Source organism: Mycobacterium sp. IDUB_17 (assembly GCF_055419465.1).
In genome coordinates this window covers 128,103-141,666 of the sequence record NZ_JBVAXS010000002.1, presented here as the reverse complement: position 1 = coordinate 141,666, position 13,564 = coordinate 128,103, and the positions used below count along the sequence as shown (strand labels likewise).

The 13,564-nt window shown below is 64.7% G+C and carries 12 protein-coding genes and 2 pseudogenes; 6 read left to right on the top strand and 8 right to left on the bottom strand.

Translation table 11 applies throughout. From position 1 onward, the window contains the following. Nucleotides 1-11: 11 nt before the first annotated feature. Nucleotides 12-500, bottom strand: a complete 489-nt coding sequence (locus ACZYZ7_RS07800; protein ID WP_450069661.1) for a hypothetical protein — start codon at nucleotides 498-500, stop codon at nucleotides 12-14. A 92-nt stretch (nucleotides 501-592) separates the two neighbouring features. Continuing rightward, the gene (locus tag ACZYZ7_RS07795; RefSeq protein WP_463740590.1) at nucleotides 593-1,351 is read right to left on the bottom strand and encodes an isocitrate lyase/PEP mutase family protein; all 759 of its coding nucleotides are present in this window, start codon (nucleotides 1,349-1,351) and stop codon (nucleotides 593-595) included. A gap of 211 nt (nucleotides 1,352-1,562) precedes the next feature. On the opposite strand from ACZYZ7_RS07795, the gene ACZYZ7_RS07790 reads away from it, so the two are divergent. The 5 genes from ACZYZ7_RS07790 to ACZYZ7_RS07770 all read left to right on the top strand — a co-directional run bounded on the left by ACZYZ7_RS07790 (nucleotide 1,563) and on the right by ACZYZ7_RS07770 (nucleotide 5,739). Further along, nucleotides 1,563-1,859 carry a hypothetical protein gene (locus ACZYZ7_RS07790; protein ID WP_135451638.1) on the top strand — a complete coding sequence of 99 codons (297 nt, stop codon included), beginning with the start codon at nucleotides 1,563-1,565 and terminating at the stop codon, nucleotides 1,857-1,859. Between the two features lie 52 nt (nucleotides 1,860-1,911). Then, nucleotides 1,912-2,733, top strand: a complete 822-nt coding sequence (locus ACZYZ7_RS07785) for a hypothetical protein (RefSeq protein WP_463740589.1) — start codon at nucleotides 1,912-1,914, stop codon at nucleotides 2,731-2,733. A 62-nt stretch (nucleotides 2,734-2,795) separates the two neighbouring features. Continuing rightward, the gene (locus ACZYZ7_RS07780; protein ID WP_463740588.1) at nucleotides 2,796-4,703 is read left to right on the top strand and encodes a fumarate reductase/succinate dehydrogenase flavoprotein subunit; all 1,908 of its coding nucleotides are present in this window, start codon (nucleotides 2,796-2,798) and stop codon (nucleotides 4,701-4,703) included. Nucleotides 4,704-4,705: 2 nt separating this feature from the next. Next, nucleotides 4,706-5,455 carry a succinate dehydrogenase/fumarate reductase iron-sulfur subunit gene (locus ACZYZ7_RS07775; RefSeq protein WP_463740587.1) on the top strand — a complete coding sequence of 250 codons (750 nt, stop codon included), beginning with the start codon at nucleotides 4,706-4,708 and terminating at the stop codon, nucleotides 5,453-5,455. A gap of 122 nt (nucleotides 5,456-5,577) precedes the next feature. Beyond that, nucleotides 5,578-5,739, top strand: coding sequence for a hypothetical protein (locus ACZYZ7_RS07770; protein ID WP_135451634.1), 162 nt, complete (start codon nucleotides 5,578-5,580; stop codon nucleotides 5,737-5,739). Nucleotides 5,740-5,763: 24 nt separating this feature from the next. Here ACZYZ7_RS07770 and ACZYZ7_RS07765 read toward each other — a convergent pair whose 3' ends face one another. Next, entirely contained in the window at nucleotides 5,764-6,249 is a 486-nt protein-coding gene (locus ACZYZ7_RS07765; RefSeq protein ID WP_044514767.1) for a flavin reductase family protein, read from the bottom strand. 40 nt (nucleotides 6,250-6,289) lie between these two features. Further along, nucleotides 6,290-6,412: pseudogene (locus ACZYZ7_RS07760) on the bottom strand (isopenicillin N synthase family oxygenase); the annotation flags it as partial. Between the two features lie 201 nt (nucleotides 6,413-6,613). On the opposite strand from ACZYZ7_RS07760, the gene ACZYZ7_RS07755 reads away from it, so the two are divergent. After that, complete coding sequence (locus tag ACZYZ7_RS07755) at nucleotides 6,614-7,081, top strand: hypothetical protein (RefSeq protein ID WP_450069664.1); 468 nt, start codon at nucleotides 6,614-6,616, stop codon at nucleotides 7,079-7,081. 70 nt (nucleotides 7,082-7,151) lie between these two features. Here the strand turns inward: ACZYZ7_RS07755 and ACZYZ7_RS07750 are convergent. From ACZYZ7_RS07750 to ACZYZ7_RS07735, 4 genes and pseudogenes are all read right to left on the bottom strand, one after another. Next, nucleotides 7,152-7,388, bottom strand: a pseudogene (locus ACZYZ7_RS07750) (SRPBCC family protein); the annotation flags it as partial. Between the two features lie 151 nt (nucleotides 7,389-7,539). Beyond that, nucleotides 7,540-9,294: an AMP-binding protein gene (locus ACZYZ7_RS07745; protein ID WP_463740586.1), complete on the bottom strand. Its 1,755-nt coding sequence runs from the start codon at nucleotides 9,292-9,294 to the stop codon at nucleotides 7,540-7,542. A 47-nt stretch (nucleotides 9,295-9,341) separates the two neighbouring features. After that, nucleotides 9,342-10,481, bottom strand: a complete 1,140-nt coding sequence (pe, locus tag ACZYZ7_RS07740; protein ID WP_135451630.1) for an acyltransferase PE — start codon at nucleotides 10,479-10,481, stop codon at nucleotides 9,342-9,344. A gap of 96 nt (nucleotides 10,482-10,577) precedes the next feature. Next, complete coding sequence (locus ACZYZ7_RS07735) at nucleotides 10,578-13,556, bottom strand: MMPL/RND family transporter (RefSeq protein ID WP_463740585.1); 2,979 nt, start codon at nucleotides 13,554-13,556, stop codon at nucleotides 10,578-10,580. Nucleotides 13,557-13,564: the final 8 nt, after the last annotated feature.

Below are 13,564 nucleotides of genomic sequence, written 5' to 3'. Positions count from 1 at the left end.
TTTCGGGCAACTCAGAACTTCGCCAGGAAGTCCGAGGTGTAGACGTCACCACGGCTGCGTCCCGGCGCAGGCGGTCCCTCGACGACCACCCAGGCCGCGTTCGCCTTGTCCATGGACGGCCCTGACACGTTGATGGTCGCGGTACCGCCGGCATCGGTGTGCAGCACACCCCCGGACACCCCCGGATCGCCCGGATTGCACGTGGCGACCGACGCGCGGGGCAGCTGGATGAGCCTGACCTGATAGTCGGTGTCGGGCCGGGCCGACTGCATGTGCACCTGCGCACTCACATTCGAGCCGTCGCTGCTGACATCGGCCCATCCCGAGCCGGAACCCGACCCCATTCCGTCGAGGAACAGTGCCGCGACGAAATCACAGTTCCGGATCTGATTCGAGAACGGCGAGAACGACGAAGCACTGGCCGGCGGGGCGCCGATCCCGCTGAGCACCACCCCGCCCGCCGCCGCCAACGTCACCACGCGCCTTGTGCGCCAATCCATCGCAATGCATCCTGCCTGCTCGACGTATCAGTGCGTCATTATTGGCACAGATCGCACGCCGAGAAGCGGCAGTTTGCACAAATCGCTGGCGGCTACCGCCAGCGGCCGAGCACCTCTTTGGCCCGCGCACTCAGTACGGCCTGCAGGAACGGACCGAAGGTGATGCGCCCGACGCCGGCGGCCGTCAGTTCGGCTAGCTCGGCGGTATCGGGCGGAACGGTCACACTGACCGGCAGCGGCACCTCAGACACCAAGCGCGCCAACGCTTCCGGATCACGCAGCCCCGGCGGGAACAGCGAGTCGGCACCGGCAGCGGCGGCCTCGGACAGCCGCGCGATCGCGCGATCAACCCGGTCGGCGTCATCTCCGTCGTTGCGCAGGAACAGGTCGGTACGGGCGTTGATCACCACATGCACGCCCGCGGCGTCCGCAGCCGCGCGTAGCTGACCCACCAGCTCGGCGTGCTCGGCCGAACTGCGCAGTCGCTTGCCCTCCTTGTGCACGGTGTCCTCGATGTTGAGCCCGACCGCCCCGACGTCGAGCAGACCCTCGATCAGCCGCTCCGGACGCTCGCCGTAACCGGACTCGATGTCCACCGAGACAGGCACGTCGACCGCGTCGGTGATTTGCCGCACCCGGGTCAGCAGGTCGTCGAACGACATCACCTCGCCGTCGGCCTTACCGATGGAATCGGCCAGCGGATGGCTACCCACGGTGAGCGCAGAGAAGCCCTCGCCCACCGCCAGTCGCGCCGACCAGGCATCCCACACAGTGGGCAACACAACGGGGTTGCCGGGTTGGTGCAGCGCCAGTAATGTCGCCGCCCGCTCCCGCAAAGTGGTCTCACTCATAGATCCTCCAGGTGCTCAGATGTCCTGCTCAGATGTCCTTCGGCCAGGCGCGAAGCCGGTGCAACCAACACTACGACCCGGGTTCGGGCGGCTCATTGCGAGCGGTCCGCAACACCCCCTCTGACGTGATGCGCATCACGTCTGGATCGTGATGTGACTAGCATTGGTTGTCGTACTGTGAGCCCTGACACCTTCAGCCCGAGGAGGTCACTTGTCCACCACCACCGAGTTCTCTGAACTGCACAACCTGATCGGCGACATGCGTCGCTGTGTCACCACGTTGGCGTCGAAGTACGGGGATTCCCCTGCCATGCGCCGCGTGATGAACGACGCCGAGCGGATCCTCAACGATATCGAGCGGTTGGACATCGACGCCGAAGAGTTGGAGATGCGTCACGGCGTAACACGCCAACAACAGGCCCGCGAGAAAATCGGCATCCCCGACACCCAATACGGAAGCGAGTTCTGGCAGGACGTCGCTGACGAGGGTCTCGGCGGATACCGCTGAGCTCACGGGCGTTTGACGCCCGACGAAACAACTGAACCCCAGAAAGGGAACCGTGAGCGCACCCACCGCTGACCGTCGCGCGACCGGGGTCTTCTCGCCTACACGAGCGCAGATCCCCCAACGCACCCTACGGACCGACCGGTGGTGGCAGGCACCACTATTGACCAATCTGGGGCTCGCGACGTTCGTCGTCTATGCGACGGTCCGGGCGTTCTGGGGAAGCGCGTACTGGGTAGAGGACTACCACTACCTGACGCCCTTCTATTCGCCGTGCGTCAGCACGGCCTGCGCGCCCGGATCGAGCCACTTCGGTCAATGGGTCGGCGAGCTGCCGTGGTTCATTCCGATGGCGTTCATCTCACTGCCGTTCCTGTTGGCCTTCCGGCTGACCTGTTACTACTACCGCAAGGCGTACTACCGGTCGGTGTGGCAGTCGCCGACCGCCTGCGCGGTGGCCGAACCGCACGCGAAATACACTGGGGAAACCCGTCTTCCGCTGATCATGCAGAACCTGCACCGGTACTTCTTCTACGCCGCGGTGCTCATCTCCCTGGTCAACACCTACGACGCGATCACCGCGTTCCATTCGCCGTCCGGCTTCGGGTTCGGCCTGGGCAACATCATCCTGACCGGCAACGTCATCCTGCTGTGGGTCTACACGGTGTCCTGCCACTCCTGCCGGCATGTCACCGGCGGCCGGCTCAAGCACTTCTCCAAACACCCTGTGCGCTACTGGATGTGGACACAGGTGAGCAAGCTCAACACCCGCCACATGCTCTTCGCCTGGATCACGCTGGGCACCCTGGTCCTCACCGACTTCTACATCATGTTGGTGGCCAGCGGCACCATCTCCGATCTCAGGTTCATCGGCTGAGTCGGCCAACTGAATTCGTTGGCCGACAAGTACATACACGCGAAAGGCGAGTGGGGATTTTCATGGGCGAGTTGGAACGGCACACTTACGACGTCGTCGTGATCGGTGCCGGCGGAGCGGGTCTGCGCGCGGTGATCGAGGCCCGCGAACGCGGCCTGCGGGTGGCGGTGGTGACCAAGTCGTTGTTCGGCAAGGCCCACACCGTGATGGCCGAGGGCGGCTGCGCGGCAGCCATGCGCAACGTCAACACCAAGGACTCCTGGCAGGTTCACTTCGGTGACACCATGCGCGGCGGCAAGTTCCTCAACAACTGGCGGATGGCCGAACTGCACGCGCAGGAAGCCCCCGACCGGGTCTGGGAGCTGGAAACCTATGGGGCCCTGTTCGACCGGACCAAGGACGGCCGGATCAGCCAGCGCAACTTCGGCGGGCACACCTACCCGCGGCTGGCCCACGTCGGTGACCGCACCGGCCTGGAGATCATCCGCACCCTGCAGCAGAAGATCGTGTCGCTACAGCAGGAGGACAAGAGGGAACTCGGCGATTACGAGGCCCGGATCAAGGTCTTCCACGAGTGCTCCATCACCGACCTGATCAAAGACGGCGACCGGATTGCCGGCGCCTTCGGGTACTACCGCGAGACCGGCAACTTCGTGCTGTTCGAAGCCCCCGCGATCGTGCTGGCCACCGGCGGTATCGGCAAGTCGTTCAAGGTGTCGTCGAACTCGTGGGAGTACACCGGCGACGGCCATGCCCTGGCCCTGCGCGCCGGGTCGGGCCTGATCAACATGGAGTTCATCCAGTTCCACCCCACTGGCATGGTCTGGCCGCTGTCGGTGAAGGGCATCTTGGTCACCGAGGGTGTCCGTGGTGACGGCGGAGTGCTCAAGAACTCCGAGGGCAAGCGGTTCATGTTCGACTACATCCCCGCGGTGTTCAAGGGCCAGTACGCCGAGACCGAGGAAGAAGCCGACCAGTGGCTCAAGGACAACGACTCCGCGCGGCGCACCCCTGACCTGCTGCCCCGCGACGAGGTGGCCCGCGCCATCAACTCCGAGGTGAAGGCGGGCCGCGGCTCGCCGCACGGCGGCGTGTACCTCGACATCGCCTCGCGCATGCCGACCGAGGAGATCAAGCGGCGGCTGCCGTCGATGTACCACCAGTTCATGGAGCTGGCCGAGGTCGACATCACCAAAGACGAGATGGAAGTCGGCCCCACCTGTCACTACGTGATGGGCGGCATCGAGGTCGATCCCGACACCGGTGGGGCGACCACACCCGGCCTGTTCGCGGCGGGCGAGTGCTCGGGCGGTATGCACGGCTCGAATCGCCTTGGCGGCAACTCACTTTCGGATCTGCTGGTGTTCGGCCGCCGTGCCGGTCTCGGCGCGGCGGACTACGTGGCCTCGCTGCCGGAACGGCCCAAGGTTTCAGAGGCCGCACTCATCGAGGCCACCGAACTGGCCTTGGCGCCGTTCGAATCTCACGCGAATCCGGAGAATCCGTACACGCTGCACGCCGAGCTGCAACAGTGCATGAACGACCTGGTCGGCATCATCCGCAAGGCCGACGAGATCGAGGAGGCGCTGGCCAAGCTCGCCGAGCTCCGCACCCGCGTGCACAACGTCAACGTGGAGGGCGGTCGCGTCTTCAACCCGGGCTGGCACCTGGCCATCGACATGCGCAACATGCTGCTGGTCAGCGAGTGCGTGGCCAAGGCCGCGCTGGCCCGGACCGAAAGCCGCGGCGGGCACACCCGCGACGACTATCCGGACATGGATGCCAACTGGCGCAACACCCTGCTGGTGTGCCGCGCGGTCGGCGACGACCAGGTGGTGCCGGACGTGACGGTGACGCCCGAGTCGCAGCTGCCGATGAGGGAGGACCTGCTGGCCACGTTCGAGCTGTCCGAACTCGAAAAGTATTACACCGAGCAAGAACTGGCCGAGCACCCCGATCGGAAGGGCTGAGCATGAGTGCGTATAACGCGAACCTGCGGGTCTGGCGCGGCGATGAGGCCGGCGGCGAGCTTCAGGACTACACCGTCGAGGTGAACGACGGCGAGGTGGTGCTCGACATCATCCACCGGCTGCAGGCCACCCAGGCCGGCGATCTGGCGGTGCGGTGGAACTGCAAGGCCGGCAAGTGCGGATCCTGTTCGGCGGAGATCAACGGCCGCCCGCGGCTGATGTGCATGACCCGGATGTCGACCTTCGACCCGTCCGAGACGGTGACCATCACGCCGCTGCGCGCCTTCCCGGTGATGCGCGACCTGGTGACCGATGTGTCGTTCAACTACGAAAAGGCCCGCCAGATCCCGTCATTCACGCCGCCTAAGGAGCTGCAGCCCGGCGAGTACCGGATGCAGCAAGTGGACGTCGAGCGCAGCCAGGAATTCCGCAAATGCATCGAGTGCTTCCTGTGCCAGAACGTCTGCCACGTGGTGCGTGACCACGAGGAGAACAAGGAGGCGTTCGCCGGGCCGCGGTTCCACATGCGGATCGCCGAGTTGGACATGCACCCGCTCGACGTCCTGGACCGCAAGGACATGGCTCAGGAAGAGTTCGGCCTCGGCTACTGCAACATCACCAAGTGCTGCACCGAGGTGTGCCCGGAAAACATCAAGATCACCGACAACGCGCTGATCCCGATGAAGGAACGGGTGGCGGACCGCAAGTATGACCCGATCGTGTGGTTGGGCAACAAGCTGTTCAGGCGCTAATCGTCCTCGAGTCTGCGTTCAGATCGCGATCCGGAACAAATATGCGATCTGAGCGCAGACTCGTCGTCGCTTCGGCGCGTAGGCTCAGGAAAAGCAGCCAATCAGCGTCGAAAGGCAGCTCCATGAGCATGGGACAGACTCACAGCATCAACGAGATCCGGACCGCGATCCGGGAACTGTCGATCCGGGCCGAGTTGGCCCGTAAAGAGGGCCGGCCGGGCGATGCCGGCGAGATCGAACAGCGCATCGCCAAATATCGCGACGAACTCGCCGCACGGCCCTGAGCCGGCCGGCCCGAGGCTCGGAGGTCAGGCGCCGAGCTTGCGGAACGTGCTGCGGTGGAACACGATTGGCGCCACATCGGCATTGACCGTGATGTCGCTGACACGCAGCACCACGATGGTGTGATCGCCGGCCTCGACGAGTTGCTCGATGGCGCTCTCCAGCCACACGCTGGTTCCGTGGATGAACACCGCGCCGGATTCGCGTGACTCGGTCTCCAGCCCGGCGAACCGGTCCCCCGTCTTGGCCGCCAAGGTGCGGGCCGCCTCGTCATGGGATTCGCCGAGCACGCTGATCCCCAGCGACGGCAGATCCTTGAGCTTGGGCCAGGTGGTCGAAGAGTTCTGCACGCAGAACGACACCAGCGGCGGGTCGAGCGACACCGGCACGAAGGTGCTGGCAGCCAAGCCGACCAAGGTGCCCTCTACCTCGGCAGCAATCGCGATGACACCGGACGGAAAGTGGCCGAACGCTTCACGCAGCGACGTCGGGCTCAGTTCTGTTGCACTCATAACACCTCCATCTTCACATTTAACCTTCAGCGTGTCACAGCTAGCCATGAGCGGCGGCCACGTCCGGGTGCGCTCGCACCCGGCTCTTCCACGCATTACGTCCGTACACCGAATAGATGCGGTCGTTGGACGGTTCGGCGCTCACGCCCCGGGCATGGGGACGACGAGACCATCGTCTCGATGAGCGTCGCGACGTCCCGCGACATCGTGGAGACCGGCAACACGACGAGACACGCTGTGCGGCTCACGGTCGGGTGCCGACCGGGTACACACGCGCGTTGCCCTCCGAAAGCTACTCTCTCCCATGACAACCTCGCCCTGGCCGACTCCCGTCGTGACCGGGCCACGACCATCGGGAGCAGTCATGGGCTACGCATCCTTCACCAACTGGCGGCGGCTGGAAGGCGACCCCGACCTCATCTGGCACGCACTCACGCACCCCGCGGAGACGCAACAGTACGAGGAGCACAAGACAGAGACCGTACTCGGGCCGAACTTCACGATGGCCGCCGGTCACAGCTGGGAGAGCAAGCACGGCGAGGAATGCGACCACGACGTCGTTCGGTGGACCATCACACGGCACGTGCCGGGCAAGGTGTTCGAGTTCACCGGCAAGCAGCGGGGCATTCGACAGAACGTGCTTCTCACCATGGAATCCGCGGATGGCGGCCACATCGTGACCGAGGCCATCCGCTTCCGCCCGGCGCTCGCCGGGCGGCCGGGTGCGCAGCTGCTGTCCTGGCTGCTGGTGGCCACCGGCCTGCTGGCCAAGGTGGGCGACGACCACGGCGAGAATCTCGACCTTCTCGAACAGCATCTCGCATCCCGGTAGCCGTCGTCGCCCCCGCGGAGCGGCGAACTCCCGGATCACGGTCCCTCGCCGCACCGGTCGGGGAGGGAATTCAGGCGGCGACGAGGTCGTCGTTCCGGTTGATCGCCGACGACGCGCCCTCGACCACACCCATGTCCAGCACCTGCTACAAAGCCTCAGCGGACTCGTAGGTGCTCACGCAGGTCGCACGAGTACCGCCGTTGTGCTCGGCGAAGGTGAAGACATTGGTGAACACCGATAGTGCGGGGTTCGGGTTGAAGTCCAGGTCGGCGAACCCGTCGACAAAGGCGAAGCTCTTCGGCTCGTCACCGAGCGGCGCGCGGCGGCCAGGGTCGCGATCGCGGTGAACACAACCCGGCGCCCGGCCAGTAAGTTGCCGGTAGCGTCGCGGTGGGCCGAACTAGGTAGTGCACTACTTTGCAATCTCGCGCGGTATCGCACAGCGGTACCGGGTCCGCTCAGGCGTCCAGGCGCGTGAACTCGTCCTGCCGGTACTGCTCGACGCAGGCGGCGCGCCGGACCTTGCCGCTCGTCGTCGTGGGTATCGACCCCGGAGACACGAGGACGAGATCCCCGACATTCAACCCGTGCGCATTGGATATCGCGGAGGTGACATCGCTCTTGATCTCCTTGAGCCAGTGCACCGCCTCTATCGTGGACTCTCCCCGCTTCTTGACCTCGATCACGGTCACCAGCTTCTCGGTACTGTTCACCGGCACCGAAATCGCCGCGACCCGACCACCGGTGATCTGTTGGACCGTCGCCTCGATGTCCTCGGGGTAGTGATTGCGCCCGCGGATGATCAGCAGATCCTTGATGCGCCCGACGACGAACAGCTCTCCCTCGGAGACGAAGCCCAGATCACCGGTTTTCAACCAAGGTCCGTCAGGCGTGCCGGCAGTCGGGTCGGCGAGCGCGGCGCCGAAGCACTGCTGCTCTTCCGGTGGCCTGCTCCAGTAACCGGCCGCGACATTGTCGCCGTGGACCCAGATCTCGCCGACCACGTCCTGCGGGCATTCCGTGTTCGTATCGGCGTCGACGATGCGCACCACGGGTGACTGCGGCAGCTTGTAGTTGACCAGCGCAGAACCGGTTCCGGCCGCACACCGCCGGACCCGGCCCGCGGACAGTTCATCGACGTCGAAGTGAGCGGGCTCCGACGCCTCACTCCACGTGCCGGTGGCCACGAACACGGTTGCCTCGGCCAGTCCGTATGACGGTCGCAGCATGTGATCGCGAAAGTTGAAGTGGGCGAACCGATCTGTGAAACGTTCCAGGCTGGCCGGTTCGACGCGCTCGGCGCCGTTGATGATGCCCCGCACCCCGCCGAGGTCGAGCCCGGCAAGGTCCGCGTCTTTCGTCTTGCGGGCGGCCAGGTCGAAGGCGAAGTTGGGCGCCGCAGAAAAGGCACCCGGATTCTCAGCGAGCGCTCGGACCCATCTGGCCGGCTTCTCCAGGAAAGCCACCGGGCTCGTCAGGGCCGCGGAGTAGCCGCCGAGTATGGGTGCGCAGACACCGAGTACCAAACCCATGTCGTGGTAGAAGGGCAGCCACGAAACGATGGTCATATCAGTCGAGGTCTTGACGTTCGCATCCGCGAACAAACCGCGCATCAACTGCTCGAAATTCGACTGAAGGTTGCGGTGCGAGATCATCACCCCGGTAGGCAGCCGGGTCGAACCCGAGCTGTACTGCAGATACGCCGTGGCGGGGAATTCAGCTGTGCCACTGCCCAATCCATCTGTTCCATGGTCGGCGTCCAGGTTCAGCGAATCGACCACAACGATCTTCGGCGCGGTGCTCATACGTGACTGATCGACGTAGTCGCCGACATCCTCGGCGACCGCGGACGTCGTCAGGACCACCGAAGGCCTCGTATCGACGAACACCGCACTCACGCGCTCATGGCTTGAGCCGCGATGAGGCAGGGGAAGCGGAACCGCCACCAACCCGGCCTGCATCGAACCCAGGAACGCCAGGATGTACTCGAGGCCCTGCGGGGCCAGAATCACCGCACGGTCACCGACCGACCCGTGAAGGCGAATCTCGCGCGCCACGCTCATCGTCCGGCGCGACAGTTGCGACCACGTCAGCGTCTCGACCACGCCCGCCGGATCGGCGGCGTAATCGGTGAAGGTGAAGGCAACGTCGTTGGGCCGCAGACTGGCACGTCCATGCAGCATCGAGAGAATTGATGACTGGGGGCTGGGCATCACATCACGTCCGTTACTAGTCGATTCGATCGGCTCGGGAGGCGCCGTCAGCCCGCGCCCTGCGGGTTCAGCACCGACAACGCAGCGTTCGCCAGTTCCGACATCGGATCGGTGCCGCCGCCGAAGGTCGCCTGGTTCGCAGGTGCGGTGACTTCCGCGGGGTCGAAACCGTGCACCGGGTCCACCGTGACCGGAGCGGTCGCCGGATCGTCATTTCGCGAATAGCCCGCGTCCACCATAGGCAGCAAGACCCGGTCCAGCTCATTGAGCGTGTTCTTGTCGTATCCGAGGTACTTGAACGGCAACACCAGCGGGAGGTGCTCCTCGGGGACCAGGTACGTCGTCGTCGTCGCACCCTTGGAGTTGACCGTCGTCCTGATGTTCTGTGCCGGAACGTTGCTCGGATTGGTGAACGCGATCGCGGTGTGACCGGTAGCCAAACCGGCGATCGCGTTGATCACGCTCATCCAGTTGTCGGGCCGGTCCGGCCAATCGGCGATGCTGTCGTAGGCGGAGATGAACTGGTCGGTGTGGTACTGGCTCTCCACGGGAGCCGGTATGCGGTAGTCCATGAACGGCACGACGCTCCCGACGGGAAAGTTCTGGGTCAGGAAGCTCTCACCGAAGGGATGCTTGGCAATCGGGTCACCGAACGTCGCGAAGCTCAGCTGATCCGGCGGCGGAGCGGTCGGATCATTGGCCAGTCGCGCCTTCACGGCGTTGAGCACGAGGGCTCCCTCGGACAATCCCATCGCTGTCCCTTTGCCACCGTTGCGGATGGCCGCGTCGAGGTTTCCCTCTCCCTCGTCGACCGACTCGCCGATGCTGGGACCGTCGAGGCCCAGGCCGGGATAGATCTGTTCCCCGATCGGGCCGATACCGGGAAAGAGACGTTCCAGGGTGTGGCCCTGAACCTGTCCCGCCGGGTAGTCGACCTTCACCCGCTTCATGCCGGGGAACCACTGCTCACCCGTCATACGGATGTACTCGTCATAGGGAATCCCGAGGACGTGAGCCCCACCCAGGGCGTACGCGGTTCCGGGGTTTGACGTCCCAGAGGTCGGGCCGCCGGGCGTCGGCGGCCCGGGCGGCGACGTGTCATCGGCCGACGCGCTCCCGAGGACACCGAGGGATCCTGTGACGGTTGTCGTCACCAGCACCGCAAGTCCTGCAAGGAGTTTCTTCATCTCCACTCCTGATCGCCCCGCTTCGTTTCGTAGTTTCACACACATCACCCGTGCGCGCTCACCCGTCCTTACCTGCGCAACTTCCGAAATTGCACCTCATGTGCGCTGCCGTCCGCCGGCTGCTCGGGACGGCCACCAGTTCGCCTTACCGATCAGGGCAGCGACGGCGGGCACCGTGATGGTGCGCACCACGAAGGTGTCCAGCAAGATGCCCACACCGATCACGAAACCGCCCTGGACCACCATGCCGATGGTGGAGAACATCAGACCGGCAACCGAAGCGGCGAAGATCAGACCCGCTGCGGTGATCACGCCTCCGGTAGAACTCAGGGTACGGATGACCCCATACCGGGTGCTGTGCGGAGACTCGTCGCGCAGTCGCGACACCAGGAGCATGTTGTAGTCGGCACCCACCGCGATCAGCACCACGAACGCCAATGGGGGCACGCTCCAATGCAATTGCTGGCCCAGGAGTGCCTGGAACACCAGGACGCTGATGCCGAGTGCCGCGAAGTACGAGATCACCACGGACCCGACGAGGTACAAGGGTGCGACGATCGAACGCAACAGCAACATCAGGATCAGCAGCACCACGATGAGGGTCGCGGTCATGATGAACCGGATGTCCTGCTGGTAGTAGTCACGTGTATCCCGTAGTGCGGCCGGGAATCCGCCCATCGTTATCGAGGCGTCTGACAGCGTGGTGTTCGGCTGGGCCCCACGGGCGACGTCCTGGATCTGATTGACCTGATCCATCGCCTCGGAGCTGAACGGGTTGAGCTTGGTCTGGACCAGATACCGCACCGACCGGCCGTCCGGCGAAACGTACGCTGCCGAGGCTTTTTTGAACTCCGGAAGATTCAGCACCTCGGACGGAATGTTGAACCCCGCCTGTGCCGGATCTGCAGCGTCGTTGCGCATCGTCAGCAGGAACGACGAAGCCTGGTTCAACCCGGCAGAGATCACCTTGATCTGCTTGACCAGTTCATCGACGCCGCCTGCCACGTCCCGGCTCCCGCCGGCCAGGCGGTTGGCGCCTTGCTGCAGATCCTTCAAGCCCGACTGCGGACCGCCGGGCTTGTTCAGCCCCATGGCCTTGACCGCCTTGTTGACGCTGGCGAGCGCCGCATTCAGCTTGGTGACCGTGGAGTTGAGCGATTGCTTGTCGTCGCCCGCGCCGTTCAGCTGATGAGCGAGATCGTTGATCTGGTCGAGGCTGCCGTCCTTGTTCGCGTCGACGAGCCGCTGGAACTGGATGCGGGTGTCGGCGCAGGACGGGTTGGCATCGCAGACCGCATTGTTCTGCAGCGCCGCCAGGACCGGATCGATCCAGCCGAAGATGTTCTTGACGGCGGACACGTTGTACCCCATGGCGTTGGAGAGCGCATTGACGCTCTGCACCAGCTTGGCCGTGGTTTCGACGTCCTTCACCAGCTTGTCGCCGCCGTACTCGGTTCGCACCGAGGAGAACGTGTCGACCAGGCCCTGCAGGCTGGGCGCGATCTGGTTGATCTGAGTGCGTACGTCGGCGAGGCTGTCGGCCAGCGTGTTGGCCCCGGATGCCAGTCGGTTGAGATCGCCGGAACGCTGATCGATCTGGGTGGAGCCGTCGGCCAACCGGGTACCGACGATGCCGGCCTGGAATGTGGCCCGGAATTCCGCGGGCACCTCGCCCAAGGGACGGGAGATGCCGCTGACCAGACCGACGTCGGGCAATTGGGCGACGCGCGAAGCCATCTGCTCCAGGTCCGCCAATGCTCTCGGGGTGCGCAGGTCATGTGGCGACTGGATGAGAATGTATTCGGGAATCGACTGACTGATCGGGAAATGACGTTCGACCGCGGCGTACCCGATCGAACTCGGCGCCGATGCCGCCACGACCTTGCGATCGTCATAGTTGTACTTGGCAAAGATCGCGGTGCCGGCCAGCAACGCCAACACGAGAAGACTGGCGACGAGATGCGGCACCGGCCGGCGCACGATGCGGATTCCCGAACGCCGCCAGAACCGGGCGGTGAGTTCGCGCCGCGGTTTCACCCACCCGCGCGGTCCGACCAGCACCAGGATTGCCGGCAGCAGCGTAAGTCCGGCCAGGTACGCGACGCCGATACCGATCGCCGCCGACACTCCGACCGTCTTGAACACTCCCATTTTGGTGAAGCTCAGCAGCAGGAAGGTGAGTCCCACTGTCGCTGCGGATGCGGTGATCACCTTCCCGATCGACAACATCGCGGCCCGGACCGCCTGATCGAAGTCGTTGTCCAGGCGCAGATAGTCGTGATAGCGGCTGATCAGGAAGACCGCGTAATCCGTGCCGGCGCCCGCCATGATCGCGCTCAGGAACACGACGGACTGGTTCGAGACACCGGTACCCGTCAGCTCGGAGAAACCCGCCACCAGCGCCTGGGCGATCAGCAGGGACGACCCGATCGTCACCAACGGCAGCAGCATCGTGACCGGACTGCGGTAGACCAGCAACAACACCGCCAGGACCAGCACGGCGATCGCGAGCTCGATCGGGAGCCGATCGTTCTCACCGGCCACGGTGAGGTCGGCGGCGGTGGCCGCGGGACCGGTGAGGTGCACCTGCAGCGGGCTGCCGGCCGTGCTGAGTTTGACGATCTCGGAAACCCGCTTGAACGAGTCCATCGCCCGCGGTGTGCCCAACTCACCGACCAGGCCCACCGGCAACACCCAGGTGGTCTTGTCCTTGCTGGTCAAGAATTGTCGCAATTGTGGAGTGCCGACAAAATCCTGGACGCTTTCGACGTCTGTGACGTCGTCGCGCAGGGCGTCCACCAGCTTGCGATAGGTCGCCTCGTCCGAGGGACCCAGCCCATTCTCATTGATCAGGGCCACCAACAGCAGGTCGTTGTTGCCCGACTCGTGAAAGGCCTCGGTCATCTTCTGAGCGGTGACACTCGACGGCGCATCACTGGGCAGGATGGCGAGCGGATGCTTCTGGGCCATGTCGCTCAGCGACGGACATGCCAACGGCAGAGCGACGAGCAGCGCCGCCCAGATCCCGATCACCGCCCAGGGCCATCGCACTACGAAATCGGCTAGCCGTCGCATGTCGCCCT

What these genes read in the sequence shown, in the direction of transcription:
- ACZYZ7_RS07800 (WP_450069661.1), bottom strand. Translation starts at nt 500, where the DNA reads ATGGATTGGCGCACAAGGCGCGTGGTGACGTTGGCGGCGGCGGGCGGG.
- ACZYZ7_RS07795 (WP_463740590.1), bottom strand. Translation starts at nt 1,351, where the DNA reads ATGAGTGAGACCACTTTGCGGGAGCGGGCGGCGACATTACTGGCGCTG.
- ACZYZ7_RS07780 (WP_463740588.1), top strand. Translation starts at nt 2,796, where the DNA reads ATGGGCGAGTTGGAACGGCACACTTACGACGTCGTCGTGATCGGTGCC.
- ACZYZ7_RS07775 (WP_463740587.1), top strand. Translation starts at nt 4,706, where the DNA reads ATGAGTGCGTATAACGCGAACCTGCGGGTCTGGCGCGGCGATGAGGCC.
- ACZYZ7_RS07770 (WP_135451634.1), top strand. Translation starts at nt 5,578, where the DNA reads ATGAGCATGGGACAGACTCACAGCATCAACGAGATCCGGACCGCGATC.
- ACZYZ7_RS07765 (WP_044514767.1), bottom strand. Translation starts at nt 6,249, where the DNA reads ATGAGTGCAACAGAACTGAGCCCGACGTCGCTGCGTGAAGCGTTCGGC.
- ACZYZ7_RS07755 (WP_450069664.1), top strand. Translation starts at nt 6,614, where the DNA reads ATGGGCTACGCATCCTTCACCAACTGGCGGCGGCTGGAAGGCGACCCC.
- ACZYZ7_RS07745 (WP_463740586.1), bottom strand. Translation starts at nt 9,294, where the DNA reads ATGCCCAGCCCCCAGTCATCAATTCTCTCGATGCTGCATGGACGTGCC.
- pe (WP_135451630.1), bottom strand. Translation starts at nt 10,481, where the DNA reads ATGAAGAAACTCCTTGCAGGACTTGCGGTGCTGGTGACGACAACCGTC.
- ACZYZ7_RS07735 (WP_463740585.1), bottom strand. Translation starts at nt 13,556, where the DNA reads ATGCGACGGCTAGCCGATTTCGTAGTGCGATGGCCCTGGGCGGTGATC.